Genomic DNA, 18,601 nt, shown 5'->3' on the forward strand with positions numbered 1-18,601 from the left:
TGGCCTGGCGACGGGATTAAATGACGCCCTGCGCCAGCATGGCGTCGGCGACTTTCACGAAACCGGCGATGTTGGCGCCCTGAACGTAGTTAGTATGCTTATTGTCGCCGCCGTACTTGACACAGGCGTGGTGGATATCCAGCATAATATGATGCAGACGGGCGTCCACTTTCTCGGCTTTCCAGCTCAACCGCGCGGCGTTCTGCGCCATTTCCAGCCCCGATGTCGCCACGCCGCCCGCGTTGGCGGCTTTACCCGGCGCAAACAGTACGCCCGCCTCAAGGAAGAGATCGGTCGCTTCAATCGTGGTTGGCATATTTGCCCCTTCCGCCACGGCTTTCACGCCATTGGCAATCAGTACGCGCGCGGCGTCAACGTCCAGTTCGTTCTGCGTCGCGCATGGCAGGGCGATATCCACCGGTACGCTCCAGGGCTGCTGGCCTTCCAGATAGGTTAAGCCAAACTCACGGGCGTAGTCAGCGACGCGACCGTCACGGCTGGCTTTAATTTCACACAGCCGCGCCAGCTTCTCTGGCGTGAAGCCACTTTCATCGACCACCGTCCCGCTCGAATCCGACGCGGTAACCACGCGCGCGCCAAAGGCCATCGCTTTCTCAATGGCGTATTGCGCTACGTTGCCGGAGCCGGACACGGCGACGCGCATCCCTTCAAAACCGAGACCATGACGTTTAAGCATCGCTTCGGTGAAGTAGACCAGGCCATAGCCCGTCGCCTCCGGACGAATCAGGCTGCCGCCGAAGGAAAGCCCTTTGCCGGTGAAGACGCAGGCGCTGTTATTGGAAAGCTTGCGCATCATTCCCGCCATAAAGCCCACTTCGCGCCCGCCCACGCCGATATCCCCGGCAGGCACGTCGGTATCCGGCCCTAAATGGCGATACAGTTCAGTCATCAGCGCCTGGCAGAAACGCATCACTTCGCCTTCGCTTTTCCCTTTCGGATCGAAATCGCTGCCGCCTTTACCGCCGCCCATCGGCAACGTGGTGAGGGCATTTTTAAAGGTTTGCTCAAAGCCGAGGAACTTAAGGATGGAAAGGTTTACCGAAGGATGGAAGCGCATACCGCCTTTATAGGGGCCGATAGCAGAGTTGAACTGCACGCGCCAGGCGCGATTTACCTGCACCTGATTTTTATCGTCCAGCCACACTACGCGAAACTGGATTACGCGCTCTGGTTCAACCAAACGTTCCAGTAAAGACATGTGGCGGTAACGGGGGTTTTGTTCAAGAAACGGCCACAGGGTGGTCATGACTTCACGGACGGCTTGCGCGAACTCGGTTTGATGCGGGTCGCGCTTTTGTACATGGTTGAGGAACGATTCCAGAGAACATGTCTGATCCATAGATATAAAAACCTCTTATATATTAATGTGGTTGTATTTGCGTTTTATCAGAATATGTATTTGCAGTTTTCGACTATACCATCAGCAATGTGACGGTAAGCAAGAAAAAAATGACGCTGCTAAGTAAATTCATAACGGGGAGAGGGTCATAACTAAAAGCGATGACAAAAGAGGATTAAAGTTTTCACGGCGGCTTACCGTTATACTGAGAATATACTTGGAAAAATAAGGAAATCCTATGCGCCGAAGCCTCATGGTCGCCGTGATGGCGATAATGCCAATGGTCGGGCTGGCAAACCAAAACAGTCGTCCTGATATTCAGGTGAATGTCCCGCCGGAAGTTTTCAGCACGCGCGGTCAGTCATCCCAGCCCTGCATTCAGTGCTGCGTTTACCAGGATCAGAATTACTCCGAAGGCGCGGTAATAAAAGTGGAAGGCGTCGTGCTCCAGTGCCAGCGTGACGAAAAAACCATCAGCACAAATCCGTTAGTCTGGCGTCGCGTAAAGCCATAAACGCCTGCAATAGCGGAATATCCGCCGGGGCGAGGGGGTATTCCAGCGCCTCTTCCGGCGTACACCAGGCTAAGGCCTGATGTTCCAGCGCACGTATCAGACCGTTAAACGCAGGCACATGCCAGGCGTGCAAATGAATTCGTCGGCCAGACACGTCGCGTTGATGGCTGGCGATATAGACGCCGGGCGTGGCGTCAATCCCTAACTCTTCGCGTAGCTCGCGGATAAGCGCCTGCGGTTGGGTTTCGCCGGGTTCGACTTTACCGCCGGCAAACTCCCATAAACCGGCTTGATCCGCATGAACTGGGCGCTGGGCCAGCAGTATTTTGCCGTCGCGTTCAATGATGGCGGCAACAACATCGAGTTTTTTTATCATTGTCGTTAAGGTCGTTATTCCTGCCGGGAAGCGTCGCGCTATCCCGGCCTTACGGTTAATCAGATAGCGGAATCAAACACGAAACGTCGCCCAGACCGGCGCATGGTCGGAGGGTTTTTCCATACTGCGAATGTCGTAGTCTATACCGGTTTCTGCGCAACGTTCCGCCAGCGGAGCGCTTGCCAGCAAGAGGTCAATGCGCAGTCCGCGATTATCCACGAAACCTTTTGAACGGTAATCAAACCACGAAAATTTATCCATCGTTTGCGGATTTGCCTGACGGAACGTGTCCACTAATCCCCACTTCAGTAACCGCGACATCCATTCACGCTCCTCCGGCAGGAAGGAGCATTTACCGGTACGCAGCCAGCGTTTGCGGTTCTCTTCGCCGATGCCAATATCCAGGTCGGTCGGGCTGATATTCATGTCGCCCATAATTAATACCGGATTATCGCACTTGAGTTCCGTTTCAAGATAGTTTTGCAAGTTCTGATAAAACTGCGCTTTCGCGGGGAACTTCAACGGATGATCCCGGCTTTCCCCCTGCGGGAAATAGCCGTTAATGACGGTGATATTACCCAGCGGCGAGGGGATTTCCGCCATGATAATGCGGCGTTGCGCCTCTTCGCCATCATCCGGAAAACCGCGTCTGACGGAAATGGGCGTGGCTTTTGTTAGCAGCGCGACGCCGTAATGGCCTTTTTGTCCATGATAGAAAACGTTATAGCCCAGCTTCGCGACCTCTTCGAGCGGGAACATTTCGTCGTGGACTTTTGTCTCCTGTAGACCGATCACATCGGGCTGGTGTTTTTCGACAATCGCTTCAAGTTGATGGGGACGGGCGCGCAGGCCGTTGATATTAAAAGAGACAAATTTCATAGTCACTGCCACTTTGCAAGGTGAATCGTGTTGGGATGGTAGCAGAAATTTTACCGGGTGACTGCCACTCATCGTCAGATTCGGCCAATGGAAGCGTATGGTGTTTTCTATAGCGCGAAAATGGCACGGTTTGCGTGCAGATGCGCCAGAACGGGGCGGTAATTTCCAGTAAATTTCGTATAAGATCACAATTCCAGAATTATATTTGGCAACTGAATAATATTTCGCTTTTTCCTCTTTCTAGCCACCGATTATGCGGAAATATTCACTTTTCATGCAGTAAAAGTGAATATCGCTACGCTGTAACCCATTGATTTACCGTTTATCACTTCTGTTTATGCAATGTTAACGCTGGCTGGCACGAATGCTGCAATCTACATTTACAGCGCAAACACCCATATTAATTAACATATAGATAACTTTATTTTTACCAAAAGAGGTCGCTATGTCTCTGTCAGTTACGCGCGAAAACTTTGATGAATGGATGGTGCCGGTATATGTTCCCGCGCCTTTTATTCCTGTACGCGGAGAAGGCTCACGCCTGTGGGATCAGCAGGGGAAAGAGTACATTGATTTTGCTGGCGGGATTGCGGTCAACGCATTGGGACATGCGCATCCGGCGCTGCGCGAGGCGTTAAATGAACAGGCGAATCGCTTCTGGCATACCGGGAACGGTTACACCAATGAACCGGCGCTGCGACTGGCGAAAAAACTGATCGACGCGACCTTCGCCGAACGCGTTTTCTTTTGTAATTCAGGCGCTGAAGCAAATGAAGCTGCATTAAAACTGGCGCGCAAATATGCCCACGATCGTGTTGGCAACCATAAAAGCGGCATTGTGGCCTTTAAAAACGCGTTCCATGGCCGCACGCTCTTTACCGTCAGCGCTGGCGGTCAACCCACCTATTCACAGGACTTTGCGCCGCTGCCGCCGGATATTCGTCATGCAGCCTATAACGATCTGAACTCCGCCAGCGCGCTCATTGATGACAATACCTGCGCCGTAATCGTAGAGCCTGTGCAGGGCGAGGGCGGCGTGATCCCCGCCACGAACGCTTTTTTGCAGGGGCTGCGTGAATTGTGCGACCGGCATCAGGCGTTACTGATTTTTGATGAGGTGCAGACGGGCGTCGGACGTACCGGCGAACTGTATGCATATATGCATTATGGCGTTACGCCCGATATCCTGACGACCGCTAAAGCGTTGGGCGGCGGCTTCCCGATCGGCGCGATGCTGACTACGCAAGACTATGCCAGCGTCATGACGCCAGGTACGCATGGCACCACCTACGGCGGTAATCCGCTGGCGACGGCAGTTGCCGGAAAAGTACTGGATATCATCAATACGCCGGAGATGCAAAACGGCGTCAGACAGCGCCACGATGCGTTTATTGAACGTCTAAATACCATTAATGTACGTTTTGGCATGTTCAGTGAAATTCGCGGGCTGGGGCTACTGCTTGGCTGTGTGCTACAGACGGAGTTTGCCGGAAAAGCCAAACTCATCGCCCAGGAAGCGGCAAAAGCAGGCGTGATGGTGCTCATCGCCGGTGGCGACGTGGTGCGTTTTGCGCCAGCGTTAAATGTGAGCGACGAGGAGATAGCTACCGGGCTTGATCGTTTTGCCCTGGCGTGCGAACGCCTTCAGGCGGGAGGCGCATCATGCGGGTGATTCGTCCTGTCGAACATGCGGATATCGCCGCGCTGATGCAGCTTGCAGGCAAAACGGGCGGCGGCTTAACCTCGCTACTGGCAAATGAAGCGACGCTGGCGGCCCGCATTGAACGCGCGCTAAAAACCTGGTCCGGCGAGCTGCCAAAAGGCGAACAAGGATATGTATTTGTTCTCGAGGACAGTGAAACGGGTGAGGTCGGCGGGATCTGCGCCATTGAGGTCGCGGTCGGCCTTAACGACCCTTGGTATAACTATCGTGTCGGTACGCTGGTTCATGCTTCCAAAGAGCTGAATGTATATAACGCGTTGCCAACATTATTCCTGAGTAATGATCATACCGGCAGCAGTGAGCTTTGCACGCTGTTTCTCGATCCCGAATGGCGTAAAGAGGGTAACGGCTACTTGTTGTCAAAATCGCGCTTTATGTTTATGGCCGCGTTTCGCGATAAATTCAATGAGAAAGTGGTGGCGGAAATGCGCGGTGTCATTGACGAGCATGGTTATTCTCCCTTCTGGCAAAGTCTCGGCAAACGCTTTTTTCTATGGATTTCAGCCGGGCGGATTTTTTATGCGGTACCGGGCAAAAAGCGTTTATCGCCGAGCTGATGCCCAAACATCCTATTTATACCCACTTCTTATCTGAAGAGGCACAGGCCGTGATTGGCGAAGTCCACCCGCAAACGGCGCCAGCCCGCGTGGTGCTGGAAAAGGAAGGCTTTCGCTATCGCCACTATATCGACATCTTCGACGGTGGGCCGACGCTGGAGTGTGATATTGACCGCGTGCGGGCTATTCGTAAAAGCCGACTGGTGGAAGTCGCGGAAGGGCAACCCGCGCTTGGCGACTATCCTGCATGTCTGGTCGCCAATGAAAACTATCACCACTTTCGGGCCGCGCTGGTGCGTGCCGATCCGCAGACTTCACGACTTGTACTTACCGCCGCGCAGTTGGATGCGCTGAAATGTCGCGCGGGCGACCACGTTCGGCTGGTACGCCTTTGCGCTGAGGAGAAAACCGTATGACGCTATGGATAAACGGCGACTGGATAACCGGTCAGGGCGAACGCCGCCGCAAAACGAATCCGGTGAGCGAGGAGATACTTTGGCAGGGGAATGACGCTGATGCGGCACAGGTCGCCGAGGCCTGTCAGGCGGCGCGCGCGGCGTTTCCTCGCTGGGCCAGACAGCCTTTTGCGGCACGGCAGGCTATCGTAGAGAAATTTTCCGTCCTGCTGGAGGCGCATAAAGCCGATCTCACGGAGGTCATCGCGCGTGAAACCGGTAAACCGCGCTGGGAGGCGGCGACGGAAGTGACGGCGATGATCAATAAGATTGCCATCTCGATTAAGGCTTACCATGCCAGAACCGGCGAACAAAAAAGCGAACTTGTCGATGGTGCCGCGACGCTGCGCCATCGTCCTCACGGTGTGCTGGCGGTATTCGGCCCTTATAACTTTCCCGGCCATTTACCGAATGGCCATATTGTGCCCGCGTTGCTGGCAGGCAATACGCTGATCTTCAAACCTAGCGAGCTAACGCCATGGACCGGGGAAACGGTAATAAAACTCTGGGAACGGGCGGGGTTACCGGCAGGCGTTCTTAATCTGGTGCAGGGCGGCCGGGAGACCGGACAAGCGCTGAGTTCGCTCGACGATCTCGACGGACTGCTGTTTACCGGCAGCGCCAGTACCGGATATCAGCTTCATCGTCAGCTATCCGGCCAGCCGGAAAAAATCCTGGCTCTTGAAATGGGCGGAAACAACCCGCTCATTATTGAGGATGCGACAAATATGGATGCGGCGGTACATCTGACGCTGCAATCGGCGTTTATTACCGCCGGACAGCGCTGTACTTGCGCGCGACGCCTTCTGGTAAAACAGGGCGCGCAGGGAGATGCATTTCTGGCGCGGCTAGTTGACGTCGCCGGACGTCTGCAGCCCGGCAGATGGGACGACGACCCGCAGCCGTTTATCGGCGGACTGATTTCAGCGCAGGCGGCACAGCATGTGATGGAGGCCTGGCGTCAACGAGAGGCATTAGGCGGTCGCACGCTACTGGCGCCGCGGAAGGTCAAAGAGGGAACCTCTCTGCTGACGCCTGGCATCATTGAGCTGACGGGCGTCGCGGATGTGCCGGATGAAGAGGTGTTTGGTCCGCTGCTGAACGTCTGGCGTTATGCGCATTTCGATGAGGCGATTCGTCTGGCGAATAATACCCGTTTTGGTCTGTCGTGTGGGCTGGTGTCGACGGATCGCGCGCAGTTCGAACAACTCTTGCTGGAGGCGCGGGCAGGGATCGTTAACTGAAATAAACCGCTCACCGGGGCAGCGAGTACTGCGCCGTTTGGTGGTGTCGGCGCGTCTGGCAACCATCGGCCCAGCGCCTGGTATGCCGCCGATTATTGCGCCTGGCCGATGGCCAGTCTGGAATCTCCCGAACTGACGTTGCCTGCGACATTAAGCCCTGGCCTCGACTTTTCTCGCAGGGAGGCGGTATGACGGCGCATGAAGTTAATTTTGACGGGCTGGTGGGGCTTACGCACCATTATGCCGGGCTATCCTTCGGCAATGAGGCATCGACCCGCCACCGTTTTCAGGTGTCGAATCCTCGTCTGGCGGTAAAGCAGGGGCTGCTAAAGATGAAAGCTCTGGCGGATGCCGGCTTTCCCCAGGCGGTGATCCCGCCGCATGAGCGGCCCTTTATTCCGGCGTTACGTCAGCTCGGCTTCACGGGTAGCGATGAGCAGATTCTGGATAAGGTTGCGCGTCAGGCGCCACGCTGGCTTTCCAGCGTGAGTTCCGCGTCGCCAATGTGGGTTGCGAATGCGGCGACGGTTTGCCCATCGGCAGACGCGCTGGACGGGAAAGTTCACCTGACGGTGGCGAATTTAAACAATAAATTTCATCGCGCTCTTGAGGCGCCTGTTACCGAAGCGCTGCTACGCGCCATATTTCGCGATGAAAGTCAGTTTTCAGTGCATAGCGCGTTACCGCAGGTCGCATTATTGGGAGATGAAGGCGCGGCGAATCATAACCGTCTTGGCGGCGAGTATGGTTCGGCAGGCGTGCAGCTTTTTGTCTATGGGCGCGAAGAGGAGAATGAAATACGACCCGCTCGTTATCCGGCGCGCCAGAGCCGCGAAGCCAGCGAGGCCGTGGCGCGTCTTAATCAGGTGAATCCGCAACAGGTTATCTTCGCTCAGCAAAACCCGGAGGTCATCGATCAAGGCGTATTCCATAATGATGTCATCGCCGTTTCGAATCGACAGGTATTGTTTTGTCACGAAGCGGCGTTTGCCCGGCAGAAAGTGCTCATTAATCAGTTGCGTACGCGCGTTGACGGTTTTATGGCGATAGAGGTGCCCGCCGGAGAGGTTTCTGTATCAGATGCTGTGGCCACCTACCTGTTTAATAGTCAGTTGTTAAGCCGTGACGACGGCTCAATGCTGTTAGTGTTGCCGCGGGAATGTCAGGACCATGCCGGCGTCTGGCGCTATCTGAATAAGCTGGTGGCGGAGGATAACCCCATCAGCGCGATGCAGGTGTTTGATTTGCGAGAAAGTATGGCCAACGGCGGCGGCCCGGCCTGTCTGCGATTACGCGTGGTGTTAACAGAAGAAGAACGACGGGCGGTGAATCCAGCGGTAATGATGAATGACGCTCTGTTTACGGCCCTTAACGCGTGGGCGGATCGTTATTATCGCGATCGCCTGACCGCTGCCGATCTGGCCGATCCGTTATTATTGCGAGAAGGCCGGGAGGCGCTGGATGTGTTAACGCGTCTGCTGGATTTGGGGTCGGTTTATCCTTTCCAGCAAACGGGGGCGGCTGATGGATAACTTTCTGGCGTTGACGCTAAGCGGCACGACACCACGGGTGACGCAGGGGAAGGGCGCGGGTTTTCGCTGGCGCTGGTTAGGCCATGGTCTGCTTGAACTCACGCCCGATGCGCCGGTCGACCGCGCGTTAATTCTTTCTGCGGGGATACACGGTAATGAAACCGCGCCGGTCGAGATGCTGGATAAGCTGCTGTCGGCGCTGTATTCAGGCAGCTTGACGTTAACGTGGCGAGTGCTGGTGGTACTCGGCAATCCGCAGGCGCTGGCGGCGGGAATACGCTATTGTCACAGTGATATGAACCGTATGTTTGGCGGGCGTTGGCAGTCCTTTGCCGAAAGCGATGAAACGCGGCGGGCGCGTGAGCTGGAGCTAAGTCTGGAGACCTTCTTTTCATCTGGCCAGGCGCGGGTACGCTGGCATCTGGATCTGCATACCGCCATTCGTGGCTCGCATCATTTGCGTTTTGGCGTATTGCCGCAGCGCGACCGCCCGTGGGAGGCGGATTTTCTGGCGTGGCTGGGCGCGGCAGGACTGGAGGCGTTGGTATTTCATCAGGCGCCCGGCGGTACGTTTACGCACTTTAGCTCTGAACATTTCGGCGCGCTTTCCTGTACGCTGGAGTTGGGAAAGGCGTTGCCGTTTGGGCAAAACGATCTGACGCAGTTCAGCGTAACCTCGCAGGCGTTGTCGGCGTTGCTGAGCGGTGTCGAAACGTCAACCTCGTTTTCGCCGCCGCTACGCTATCGGGTGGTGTCGCAAATCACGCGTCACAGCGACAAGTTCGCGCTTTATATGGATGCGCAAACGCTGAATTTTACTGCCTTTGCGAAGGGAACGTTGCTGGCCGAGGAGGGGGATAAGCGCGTGACGGTGACGCATGACGTTGAATATGTTCTCTTTCCTAATTCCTCTGTCGCCTGCGGATTGCGGGCTGGATTAATGCTGGAAAGACTGCCCTGATAAATGTCCCTGTAAGCTCACGTTAGGATTACAGGGATGATTTGGGACACAGTTTCATGCTATTACGGATTATTCCTAGAGAATTGCTTTATTAATAAGCGTTGCTGCGTTATAGTTCTGCATAATTTCTGCTATATCATGCTGTTGTATATTTCTCTTTCAACTCTGCGCAATTTATTCTTTTTTTCTTCACAATTGGCGAAAAAGTGTTTTTTATACTTTCATTGTTTTACCGTTGTTCTGACTAATTGACGCTAAGACGGTTAAAGTTAATCACGACAACACGGCGCTGTTTTAAATATGCCGTAAAAATAACTGAAAGGAAGGATGGAAATATGCGTAAACTGACTGCTCTATTTGTTGCCTCTACCCTGGCGATGGGTGCTGCGAATCTGGCTCATGCCGCTGAGACTACCACCGCCGCGCCAGCGGATGCGAAGCCAATGATGCAGCATAAAGGTAAATTTGGCCCACATCACGATATGATGTTTAAAAACCTGAACCTGACAGACGCGCAGAAGCAACAAATTCGCGACATTATAAAAGCGCAGCGCGAGCAAATGGAACGTCCGCTGCTGGAAGAGCGTCGCGCCATGCATGATATTATTGCCAGCGATACCTTCGATAAAGCCAAAGCCGAAGCGCAAATTACGAAAATGGAAGCACAGCGCAAGGCCAATATGCTGGCGCATATGGAAACCCAGAATAAAATTTATAACGTTCTGACGCCGGAGCAGAAAAAGCAATATAACGCTAATTTTGAGAAGCGTCTGACAGAACGCCCGGCGCAAGAAGGTAAAATGCCTGCTGCGGCAGAATAACTTTCCGCATAATTTAAGACCGCCGGTCTTGTCGACAACACAATCGTTGAGGTGGACAGGATCGGCGGTTTTCTTTATGACTGGCGACAGTCGGTGTGCAGTTCAATGATCTCATATTGACCTGACATTAGTGGCTTACAGAGAATTTTATAGCCATCCTGATCAAAGCCCGCAGGGGTGCGCACCAGGGTGGCGGCCTCATCCAGCGAGGGTACCGCCCCCAGCCATAACCAGTTGTTGATAATGTGGAACTGGGTCATTTGTGGGCGGCTCTCTTTTAACGCGATAGCGCCTTTCCAGGGCCAGCAAACCACACGTAACCGTTCCAGTGAGGCCTGCAGACGAAGAAAATGCGCCTGCGGGGTTTCTTGCCCACAACACGCGCCAGCGCAGCGCTTCAGCGCGAAACGAAAACAGGCGCGCCCACGGCTTACCGGTTCAAGCCCCAGCAGGCCATAACACAATTTTTGTTCATCGGCGAGGTTCTGTAAGCTTTGCAGCGCTGCCCGACGGTTGGCGAAGAGTCCAAACAGGTTCGGCTCATGGGAAAAATCGACGCTGCGGGCGGAAACGACCTCAATCTTTTGTTCGCTCAACTGTAGAGAGCAAAGCTGGCGATTACGACGTAACCGCTTGTTAAACAGCGGCTGTTGTTCTTTGATCAGTCGCGCCTCCAGCAGCAACGCGCCCATTTCCCCAGCGGTGCAGATCCAGCTTATCCGCCGCGCCTGTCGCAGCATAGCGGCCTCGTCAGGCGTTCGCAGATGTGAGAGCACCCGGCTGCGAATATTTACGCTTTTACCGATATAAAGCGGCAGCGTATCGCTTTCGCTATGAAATATATAGACGCCCGGTAAGGCTGGCGCTTCGCTGAGGAAAGGACGTAAATGTTCTGGATATTCGTAAATGGCCGCTGCTTCAAACTCAAGGCGGGGGGCTGATTGACGCCGTACCACAGTGATCTCCGTTAACTGGTTATTCATCCAGTATAACAGCGGATGGGTGATTAAAAAAGAGGCTGGGAAGAGAGGAGGCCGGATAGACGAGCGATATCCGGCACAACAGTAGAAGTACGCTTACTTTTTCCAAAAGTCGTCGAATACCGTAATCGGTAAACGGCGCTTATGTTCAGTTTTTACGTACCAGCCTTCGATAGTTTTAGCGATGGCGGAGTCCAGCGTTTTGCCTTCCAGGTAATCGTCAATATTGTCATACGTTACGCCCAGCGCGGCTTCATCAGGCAGTGAAGGGCGGTCGTCTTCCAAATCGGCGGTGGGGACTTTTTTATACAGATGCTCAGGACAGCCCAGCGCTGCGAGAAGCTGTTTGCCCTGGCGTTTGTTAAGGCGATGAAGCGGGTTAATATCGGTACCGCCATCGCCATATTTGGTGAAGAACCCGGTTATCGCTTCCGCCGCATGGTCGGTGCCCACCACGACGCCGTGAGTCATACCGGCGATGCTATATTGCGCTTTCATTCGCTCACGCGCTTTTTCATTGCCGCGAACAAAATCGCTCAGCTCAATTCCCGCTTCGCGCAGCGCCTGTTCGCTGGCGAGGACGGCGCCTTTAATATTGACGGTGAGTACTCTGTCCGGCTGAATAAAAGCAATGGCGTCCTGGCAATCCTGTTCATCGGCCTGCACGCCATAAGGCAGACGAACGGCGATAAACTGCAGCGCATTATCACCGGTCTCTTCCCGCAATTCGGTGATAGCCATCTGGCTGAGTTTCCCGGCCAGCGTCGAATCCTGCCCGCCGCTGATGCCTAACACCAGCGATTTCAAAAAGGGATAGGTTTTCAGGTACGCTTTAAGAAAATCCACGCTGCGGCGAATTTCTTCTTCAGGGTTGATATGCGGTTTCGCGCCAAGCGCCTGGATTATCTCTTGCTGCAGAGTCATTTAACCCCCTTCGACATTAAAAAATGAATCTTTACCCTGTTAAAGCTAACCCTTCGCCGCTGAAACGACAAGGTTTGGCGGGCTAAGCGGTGTTTAAAACAACATATCGCTGCGTTAGAGAATTTTCCGAAAGACTTTTTGTCGCGAGGCGCGGCTTGAAAAATGTTCTGATGTATTCCAGGCTTACATAACACGCTGATAAACAAGAGGACGGAAAATGAACAAGAACGTAGCAGGAATTTTAAGCGCAGCGGCGGTAATGACTATGCTGGCAGGCTGTACGGCGTATGATCGTACAAAAGACCAATTTGTTGAGCCTGTCGTTAAAGATGTTAAAAAAGGAATGAGCAGGGCGCAAGTTGCGCAGATTGCGGGCAAACCGTCATCTGAAGTGAGCATGATTCATGCGCGTGGTACCTGTCAGACCTACATCCTGGGTCAACGTGATGGTAAAGCGGAAACCTACTTTGTTGCGCTGGATGATACCGGGCACGTGATTAACTCCGGCTACCAGACCTGTGCGGAGTACGACACTGACCCACAGGCGCCGAAGCAGTAACAACTGTACATTGCCTGAACATTCAAGGAAACCGGCCTGCGAGCCGGTTTTTTTGTGCCTGCCATAACCTTATTTATTATCGCGAATTATTTGCCCGAAATGTGAGGGGGGTCATAACGCCAGGTCAATGAGAGACAATTTAGTAGGTCAAGGAAATACCATCCGGCGGTCCGATCCCGTATACTCATTTCAGCCACCTAAAAAAGTAAATCCGGTTACGCAAGTCGCCCAGAGTATGGATGCAGGTTGAGGCTTGCGGCGTATCTGGTTGACAGATAATCGCACATGAGGAAGGTTTTTATGGAAAAGAAACACATTTATCTGTTTTGTTCTGCGGGCATGTCAACATCGTTACTGGTATCAAAAATGCGCGCTCAGGCTGAAAAATATGAAGTGCCGGTGATTATTGAAGCATTCCCTGAAACCCTGGCCGGTGAAAAAGGCCCGGCAGCGGACGTCGTGTTATTAGGCCCGCAAATTGCTTATATGCTCCCCGAAATTCAGCGTTTATTACCCGGTAAACCGGTAGAAGTCATTGATTCAATGTTGTACGGCAAGGTAGATGGCTTAGGCGTGCTTAAAGCTGCGGTAGCGGCAATTAAAAAAGCCGCCGCGAATTAATTATTTTTTAATTTTTCCCGTCAAAGAGTTATTTCATACACTAACCGCAATATTTTATTGCGGTATTTAAGGGTATTTTTCTATGAGTAACGTTATTGCTTCACTTGAAAAGGTACTCCTTCCTTTTGCTGTAAAAATAGGAAAGCAGCCACACGTTAATGCAATCAAGAACGGCTTTATTCGTTTAATGCCATTAACCCTTGCGGGGGCGATGTTTGTATTAATTAATAACGTTTTCCTGAGCTTTGGGGAGGGGGCGTTTTTTTATTCCATGGGCATTCGGCTTGATGCCTCAACCATTGAAACACTTAATGGATTGAAAGGCATCGGCGGGAACGTCTATAACGGCACATTGGGCATTATGTCGCTCATGGCGCCATTTTTTATCGGCATGGCGCTGGCGGAAGAGCGCAAGGTTGATGCGCTGGCCGCCGGACTGCTCTCCGTGGCGGCATTTATGACCGTAACGCCGTATAGTGTCGGCGAGGCCTATGCCGTAGGCGCTAACTGGCTGGGCGGCGCGAATATTATCTCCGGTATTATTATTGGCCTGGTGGTCGCGGAGATGTTTACATTTATTGTCCGGCGCAACTGGGTGATTAAACTACCGGACAGCGTACCGGCTTCGGTGTCTCGTTCATTCTCAGCATTAATTCCCGGCTTTATTATTCTCTCTATTATGGGGATTATTGCCTGGGCGCTGTCTAATTACGGTTCTAACTTCCATCAGATTATTATGGACACTATCTCTACGCCGCTGGCATCGCTGGGTAGCGTGGTAGGGTGGGCATATGTCATTTTTGTACCGCTGCTGTGGTTCTTTGGTATTCATGGTTCGCTGGCGCTGACCGCGCTGGACAGCGGCATCATGACGCCCTGGGCGCTGGAAAACATCTCTATTTACCAGCAGTATGGCTCCGTCGATGCGGCGCTGGAAGCCGGTAAAACGTTCCATATCTGGGCGAAACCGATGCTGGATTCTTATATCTTCCTCGGTGGTAGCGGCGCAACGCTGGGTCTGATCATCGCTATCTTCCTGGCATCCCGTCGCGCGGACTATCGCCAGGTGGCAAAACTGGCGCTGCCGTCAGGTATCTTCCAGATTAACGAACCCATCCTGTTTGGCCTGCCGATTATTATGAACCCGGTGATGTTTATCCCCTTCATTCTGGTTCAGCCGATTCTGGCGGCGATTACGCTGGTGGCTTACTATTTGGGTATTATTCCGCCGATTACCAATATTGCGCCGTGGACCATGCCAACCGGGCTGGGGGCGTTCTTTAACACCAACGGCAGTGTCGCCGCGTTGCTGGTTGCGCTATTTAACCTGGCGGTCGCTACCCTGATTTATCTCCCCTTCGTGGTGGTGGCTAACAAAGCGCAGAACGCCATCGAGCAGGAAGAAAGCGAAGAAGATATCGCTAACGCACTGAAATTCTAAACTCCGCGTCGGCATGGGATGCCATGCCGGGCTGAATCAGAGGAAAGACTATGTTTGATCTTGAAAATGTTGTAGATAACCAGACAGCGGCTGAGGAACTCGAAGAAGTCGTTATGGGGCTTATCATCAATTCTGGTCAGGCGCGCAGCCTGGCATATGGCGCGCTCAGAAAAGCGAAAGAAGGCGACTTTGAGGCGGCGAAAGCGATGATGGACCAGTCGCGCATAGCGCTCAATGAAGCGCATCTTGTGCAGACAAAACTCATCGAAGGCGATCAGGGCGAAGGCAAAATGAAAGTCAGTCTGGTCCTGGTTCACGCTCAGGATCATTTGATGGCCTCAATGCTGGCTCGTGAACTGATCGCTGAGTTGATTGAGCTCCATGAGAAACTGAAATAACAGGGGGCGGATGATGCAGCTACAGGTTAACGCAACGGAAATCAAAACGGTTTATGAGCAGCAGCTCTTCAATGGCAAAAATTTCCATGTGTTTATCTATAACAAGACGGAAAGCGTCACCGGGCTGCATCAGCACGACTATTATGAATTTACCCTGGTATTAACCGGACGTTATTACCAGGAGATTAACGGGAAGCGTGTGCTGCTGGAACGTGGAGATTTTGTTTTTATCCCGGTGGGGTCGAATCACCAAAGTTTCTATGAGTTTGGCGCAACGCGTATTCTGAACGTAGGAATTAGTAAACGTTTTTTTGAACAGCATTATCTTCCGTTACTGCCGTTTTGTTTTGTGGCATCGCAGGTATACAGGGCGAATAGCACCTTCCTTACCTATATTGAAACGGTGATTGCGTCGTTGAATTTTCGCGGCAATGGGCTCGACGAATTTATCGAAGTGGTGACATTTTATATTATAAACCGCTTACGTCATTACCGCGAAGAGCAGGTTTATGATGATATTCCACAATGGCTGAAAGCAACCGTGGAGATAATGCATGATAAAACGCAGTTTGGCGAACATGCGCTGGAAAATATGGTGCGCCTGTCGGCAAAATCCCAGGAGTATCTGACGCGCGCCACCCGACGTTATTACAGCAAAACGCCGATGCAAATCATTAATGAGATTCGCATTAATTTTGCCAAGAAACAGTTGGAAATGACCAACTATTCGGTTACGGATATTGCTTATGAAGCCGGGTACAGTAGTCCAAGTCTGTTTATTAAAACGTTTAAGAAGATGACCTCATTCACGCCGAATAGTTATCGGAAGCGATTGACGGAAATTAATGAGTAACGGTTTACATTGCTCGATTAGTTACATTTCACGCTTGCCCCAATAGCGCGGGGAACGTCACGCTATTTCTTACGAGCGGGCATAGCGTAATACATATCAGTGTCATACACTGAAGGGAGATATTATGAGCCAGAAATTAAAAGTCGTCACTATTGGTGGCGGGAGCAGCTACACCCCTGAATTACTTGAAGGCTTTATTAAGCGCTACCATGAATTACCTGTCACCGAATTATGGCTGGTTGACGTTGAAGACGGGAAAAAGAAGCTGGGCATTATTTATGATCTCTGCCAGCGAATGATTGATAAAGCAGGCGTTCCGCTAAAATTGTATAAAACGCTGGATCGCCGGGAAGCGCTGAAAGGCGCTAATTTTGTCACTACCCAGCTACGCGTTGGTCAACTCAAAGCCCGTGAGCTGGACGAGCGTATCCCGCTTAGCCACGGCTATCTGGGGCAAGAAACCAACGGCGCTGGCGGTTTATTTAAAGGGTTGCGTACCATTCCGGTTATTTTTGACATCATTAAGGATGTTGAAGAATTATGTCCGAATGCGTGGGTCATTAACTTTACTAACCCGGCGGGGATGGTGACGGAAGCGGTTTATCGTCATACCAACTTTAAAAAATTCATCGGCGTATGTAATATTCCTGTCGACATGAAAATGTTTATTCATGACGTGCTGGCGCTGAATGAGAATGACGATCTTTCCATTGACCTGTTTGGTCTAAACCATATGGTCTTTATTAAAGATGTGCTGGTGAATGGCACCTCACGGTTCGCAGAATTACTGGATGGCGTGGCGTCCGGTCAGTTGAAAGCGTCAACCGTAAAAAATATCTTTGATCTGCCGTTTAGTGAAGGATTGATTCGCTCGCTGAACATGCTGCCGTGCTCTTATTTGTTGTATTACTTCAAGCAAAAAGAGATGCTGGCGATTGAAATGGGCGAATATTACAAAGGCGGCGCGCGCGCTCAGGTCGTACAAAAAGTGGAGAAACAACTCTTCGACTTGTACAAAAATCCTGAGCTAAACGTGAAGCCGAAAGAGCTTGAGCAACGCGGCGGCGCTTATTATTCCGATGCCGCTTGTGAAGTCATTAACGCTATTTATAATGACAAGCAGACTGAGCATTATGTTAATATTCCACATCATGGGCATGTCGAGAATATCCCGGCGGACTGGGCGGTGGAAATGACCTGCATTCTGGGACGCAATGGCGCGACGCCGCACCCGCGTATCACCCGTTTTGACGAAAAAGTGCTGGGGCTTATCCACACTATTAAAGGATTTGAGGTCGCGGCCAGCAATGCGGCGCTGAGCGGAAACTTTAATGATGTGCTGCTGGCGCTTAACCTGAGTCCGCTGGTGCATTCCGACCGAGACGCAGAAGTCCTGGCGCGTGAGCTCATTCTGGCGCATGAAAAATGGCTGCCTAATTTTGCCGCTTGCATCGAAGCGCTTAAAGGTAAGCACCACTGACAGAGGTAGGCTATGGAACGCGTGTTGATTGTGAATGCCGATGATTTTGGCCTGAGTAAAGGGCAAAATTACGGCATTGTTGAAGCATATCGCAACGGCGTTGTGACCTCCACGACGGCGCTGGTCAATGGCGAGGCTATTGACCATGCGGCGCAGCTTAGCCGCGAGCTGCCTGCGCTTGGGGTGGGAATGCATTTTGTTTTGACGTTAGGCAAACCGGTGTCAGAGATGCCGGGCCTGACGCGAGACGGCCTGTTGGGGAAATGGATCTGGCAAATGGCGGAGGAGGATACGCTTCCGCTGGATGAAATTGCGCATGAACTGGCGTGTCAGTATCAGCGTTTCATCGACGTATTTGGCCGCGAGCCAACGCATCTCGACAGTCATCATCATGTGCATATGTTCCCGCAAATTTTCCCCATCGTCGCCCGCTTTGCGGCGCAGCGCGGGATTGCGTTACGTATTGACCGCCAGACGGTGTTGAATGCAGACGATCTGCCGTCGGATTTGCGCAGCACTCAAGGATTTAGTAGTGAATTTTACGGCGAGGAGATCACCGAAGCGTGCTTTTTACGCATTCTGGATGCCTCGGCGCATCGAGGAGAAGCCTCTCTGGAGGTGATGTGTCATCCGGCGTTTGTGGACAACATTATTCGCCAGAGCGCCTATTGTTACCCCCGCTTAACTGAACTGGAGGTGTTGACGTCTGCGTCACTCAAGGCAGGGATTGCGGAACGTGTATATCGTCCTGGCAGTTTTCTTGATATTTAGCTCCTGAGTTTGCGGCGCAAGAATGCGCCGCATTTTTTGTCTATGGAAAACCCCCAGCTAGGCTGGGGGTTCCGGAAAGCTTTCAGCTTTAAGCCAGTTATTAAAACCCCTTTTGATTTGTTAAAACATCTTGCGGTCTGGCGACTGCAAAA

At 52.4% G+C, this 18,601-nt stretch carries 17 protein-coding genes and 2 pseudogenes; 14 read left to right on the plus strand and 5 right to left on the minus strand.

The features are described from left to right. Positions 1 to 16: 16 nt before the first annotated feature. Positions 17 to 1,360 carry an NADP-specific glutamate dehydrogenase gene (gene gdhA / locus AAYN39_RS01795; protein ID WP_000372866.1) on the minus strand — a complete coding sequence of 448 codons (1,344 nt, stop codon included), beginning with the start codon at positions 1,358 to 1,360 and terminating at the stop codon, positions 17 to 19. A gap of 238 nt (positions 1,361 to 1,598) precedes the next feature. On the opposite strand from gdhA, the gene AAYN39_RS01800 reads away from it, so the two are divergent. After that, positions 1,599 to 1,874 (plus strand): YnjH family protein, encoded by a 276-nt coding sequence (locus AAYN39_RS01800; protein WP_001254672.1) that lies wholly within the window; start codon positions 1,599 to 1,601, stop codon positions 1,872 to 1,874. Here AAYN39_RS01800 and AAYN39_RS01805 read toward each other — a convergent pair. After that, the gene (locus AAYN39_RS01805) at positions 1,834 to 2,250 is read right to left on the minus strand and encodes a pyrimidine (deoxy)nucleoside triphosphate diphosphatase (protein ID WP_000592145.1); all 417 of its coding nucleotides are present in this window, start codon (positions 2,248 to 2,250) and stop codon (positions 1,834 to 1,836) included. The genes AAYN39_RS01800 and AAYN39_RS01805 overlap by 41 nt on opposite strands. A gap of 72 nt (positions 2,251 to 2,322) precedes the next feature. Further along, the gene (gene xthA, locus AAYN39_RS01810) at positions 2,323 to 3,129 is read right to left on the minus strand and encodes an exodeoxyribonuclease III (protein WP_000673954.1); all 807 of its coding nucleotides are present in this window, start codon (positions 3,127 to 3,129) and stop codon (positions 2,323 to 2,325) included. 445 nt (positions 3,130 to 3,574) lie between these two features. On the opposite strand from xthA, the gene AAYN39_RS01815 reads away from it, so the two are divergent. The 6 genes and pseudogenes from AAYN39_RS01815 to spy all read left to right on the plus strand — a co-directional run bounded on the left by AAYN39_RS01815 (position 3,575) and on the right by spy (position 10,422). After that, positions 3,575 to 4,801 carry a bifunctional succinylornithine transaminase/acetylornithine transaminase gene (locus tag AAYN39_RS01815; RefSeq protein WP_000059512.1) on the plus strand — a complete coding sequence of 409 codons (1,227 nt, stop codon included), beginning with the start codon at positions 3,575 to 3,577 and terminating at the stop codon, positions 4,799 to 4,801. Continuing rightward, positions 4,792 to 5,825 (plus strand): annotated as a pseudogene (astA, locus tag AAYN39_RS01820) (arginine N-succinyltransferase). The gene AAYN39_RS01815 and the pseudogene astA overlap by 10 nt, the downstream one beginning before the upstream one ends. Further along, a pseudogene (gene astD, locus AAYN39_RS01825) lies at positions 5,822 to 7,300 on the plus strand (succinylglutamate-semialdehyde dehydrogenase). The pseudogenes astA and astD overlap by 4 nt, the downstream one beginning before the upstream one ends. Beyond that, positions 7,297 to 8,640, plus strand: coding sequence for an N-succinylarginine dihydrolase (gene astB / locus AAYN39_RS01830; RefSeq protein ID WP_000123947.1), 1,344 nt, complete (start codon positions 7,297 to 7,299; stop codon positions 8,638 to 8,640). Before astD ends, astB begins: the two are co-directional and overlap by 4 nt. Further along, positions 8,633 to 9,601, plus strand: coding sequence for a succinylglutamate desuccinylase (gene astE, locus AAYN39_RS01835; RefSeq protein ID WP_000368452.1), 969 nt, complete (start codon positions 8,633 to 8,635; stop codon positions 9,599 to 9,601). The genes astB and astE overlap by 8 nt, the downstream gene beginning before the upstream one ends. A 335-nt stretch (positions 9,602 to 9,936) precedes the next feature. Beyond that, positions 9,937 to 10,422, plus strand: a complete 486-nt coding sequence (gene spy, locus AAYN39_RS01840) for an ATP-independent periplasmic protein-refolding chaperone Spy (protein WP_001228995.1) — start codon at positions 9,937 to 9,939, stop codon at positions 10,420 to 10,422. A 74-nt stretch (positions 10,423 to 10,496) separates the two neighbouring features. On the opposite strand, the gene cho is transcribed toward spy, so the two are convergent. Next, positions 10,497 to 11,378 (minus strand): excinuclease Cho, encoded by an 882-nt coding sequence (gene cho / locus AAYN39_RS01845; protein ID WP_001518228.1) that lies wholly within the window; start codon positions 11,376 to 11,378, stop codon positions 10,497 to 10,499. Between the two features lie 120 nt (positions 11,379 to 11,498). After that, entirely contained in the window at positions 11,499 to 12,326 is an 828-nt protein-coding gene (gene nadE / locus AAYN39_RS01850) for an ammonia-dependent NAD(+) synthetase (protein ID WP_000174989.1), read from the minus strand. A 217-nt stretch (positions 12,327 to 12,543) separates the two neighbouring features. Between nadE and osmE the strand changes: the two genes are divergently transcribed. From osmE to chbG, 7 genes are all read left to right on the plus strand, one after another. Continuing rightward, positions 12,544 to 12,885, plus strand: a complete 342-nt coding sequence (gene osmE / locus AAYN39_RS01855) for an osmotically-inducible lipoprotein OsmE (protein WP_001039301.1) — start codon at positions 12,544 to 12,546, stop codon at positions 12,883 to 12,885. A 300-nt stretch (positions 12,886 to 13,185) separates the two neighbouring features. Further along, a complete protein-coding gene (chbB, locus tag AAYN39_RS01860; RefSeq protein ID WP_000412161.1) occupies positions 13,186 to 13,506 on the plus strand; it encodes a PTS N,N'-diacetylchitobiose transporter subunit IIB in 321 nt (106 codons plus the stop codon). A gap of 82 nt (positions 13,507 to 13,588) precedes the next feature. After that, positions 13,589 to 14,947: a PTS N,N'-diacetylchitobiose transporter subunit IIC gene (gene chbC, locus AAYN39_RS01865; RefSeq protein WP_000073015.1), complete on the plus strand. Its 1,359-nt coding sequence runs from the start codon at positions 13,589 to 13,591 to the stop codon at positions 14,945 to 14,947. 50 nt (positions 14,948 to 14,997) lie between these two features. Further along, positions 14,998 to 15,345, plus strand: a complete 348-nt coding sequence (gene chbA, locus AAYN39_RS01870; RefSeq protein ID WP_000459882.1) for a PTS N,N'-diacetylchitobiose transporter subunit IIA — start codon at positions 14,998 to 15,000, stop codon at positions 15,343 to 15,345. Positions 15,346 to 15,355: 10 nt separating this feature from the next. Continuing rightward, positions 15,356 to 16,198, plus strand: coding sequence for a transcriptional regulator ChbR (gene chbR / locus AAYN39_RS01875; protein WP_000983393.1), 843 nt, complete (start codon positions 15,356 to 15,358; stop codon positions 16,196 to 16,198). Positions 16,199 to 16,322: 124 nt separating this feature from the next. Further along, positions 16,323 to 17,678, plus strand: coding sequence for a 6-phospho-beta-glucosidase (locus tag AAYN39_RS01880; protein ID WP_000078788.1), 1,356 nt, complete (start codon positions 16,323 to 16,325; stop codon positions 17,676 to 17,678). A 12-nt stretch (positions 17,679 to 17,690) separates the two neighbouring features. After that, positions 17,691 to 18,449 carry a chitin disaccharide deacetylase gene (gene chbG / locus AAYN39_RS01885; RefSeq protein ID WP_000442732.1) on the plus strand — a complete coding sequence of 253 codons (759 nt, stop codon included), beginning with the start codon at positions 17,691 to 17,693 and terminating at the stop codon, positions 18,447 to 18,449. Positions 18,450 to 18,601: the final 152 nt, after the last annotated feature.

This window comes from Salmonella sp. K21076 (genome assembly GCF_039650795.1).
Lineage (GTDB): Bacteria > Pseudomonadota > Gammaproteobacteria > Enterobacterales > Enterobacteriaceae > Salmonella > Salmonella enterica.

Excerpts from the sequence above, each read along its gene's own strand:
- gdhA (WP_000372866.1), bottom strand. The coding sequence starts at position 1,360 with ATGGATCAGACATGTTCTCTGGAATCGTTCCTCAACCATGTACAAAAG.
- AAYN39_RS01800 (WP_001254672.1), top strand. The coding sequence starts at position 1,599 with ATGCGCCGAAGCCTCATGGTCGCCGTGATGGCGATAATGCCAATGGTC.
- AAYN39_RS01805 (WP_000592145.1), bottom strand. The coding sequence starts at position 2,250 with ATGATAAAAAAACTCGATGTTGTTGCCGCCATCATTGAACGCGACGGC.
- xthA (WP_000673954.1), bottom strand. The coding sequence starts at position 3,129 with ATGAAATTTGTCTCTTTTAATATCAACGGCCTGCGCGCCCGTCCCCAT.
- AAYN39_RS01815 (WP_000059512.1), top strand. The coding sequence starts at position 3,575 with ATGTCTCTGTCAGTTACGCGCGAAAACTTTGATGAATGGATGGTGCCG.
- astB (WP_000123947.1), top strand. The coding sequence starts at position 7,297 with ATGACGGCGCATGAAGTTAATTTTGACGGGCTGGTGGGGCTTACGCAC.
- astE (WP_000368452.1), top strand. The coding sequence starts at position 8,633 with ATGGATAACTTTCTGGCGTTGACGCTAAGCGGCACGACACCACGGGTG.
- spy (WP_001228995.1), top strand. The coding sequence starts at position 9,937 with ATGCGTAAACTGACTGCTCTATTTGTTGCCTCTACCCTGGCGATGGGT.
- nadE (WP_000174989.1), bottom strand. The coding sequence starts at position 12,326 with ATGACTCTGCAGCAAGAGATAATCCAGGCGCTTGGCGCGAAACCGCAT.
- osmE (WP_001039301.1), top strand. The coding sequence starts at position 12,544 with ATGAACAAGAACGTAGCAGGAATTTTAAGCGCAGCGGCGGTAATGACT.
- chbB (WP_000412161.1), top strand. The coding sequence starts at position 13,186 with ATGGAAAAGAAACACATTTATCTGTTTTGTTCTGCGGGCATGTCAACA.
- chbC (WP_000073015.1), top strand. The coding sequence starts at position 13,589 with ATGAGTAACGTTATTGCTTCACTTGAAAAGGTACTCCTTCCTTTTGCT.
- chbA (WP_000459882.1), top strand. The coding sequence starts at position 14,998 with ATGTTTGATCTTGAAAATGTTGTAGATAACCAGACAGCGGCTGAGGAA.
- chbR (WP_000983393.1), top strand. The coding sequence starts at position 15,356 with ATGATGCAGCTACAGGTTAACGCAACGGAAATCAAAACGGTTTATGAG.
- AAYN39_RS01880 (WP_000078788.1), top strand. The coding sequence starts at position 16,323 with ATGAGCCAGAAATTAAAAGTCGTCACTATTGGTGGCGGGAGCAGCTAC.
- chbG (WP_000442732.1), top strand. The coding sequence starts at position 17,691 with ATGGAACGCGTGTTGATTGTGAATGCCGATGATTTTGGCCTGAGTAAA.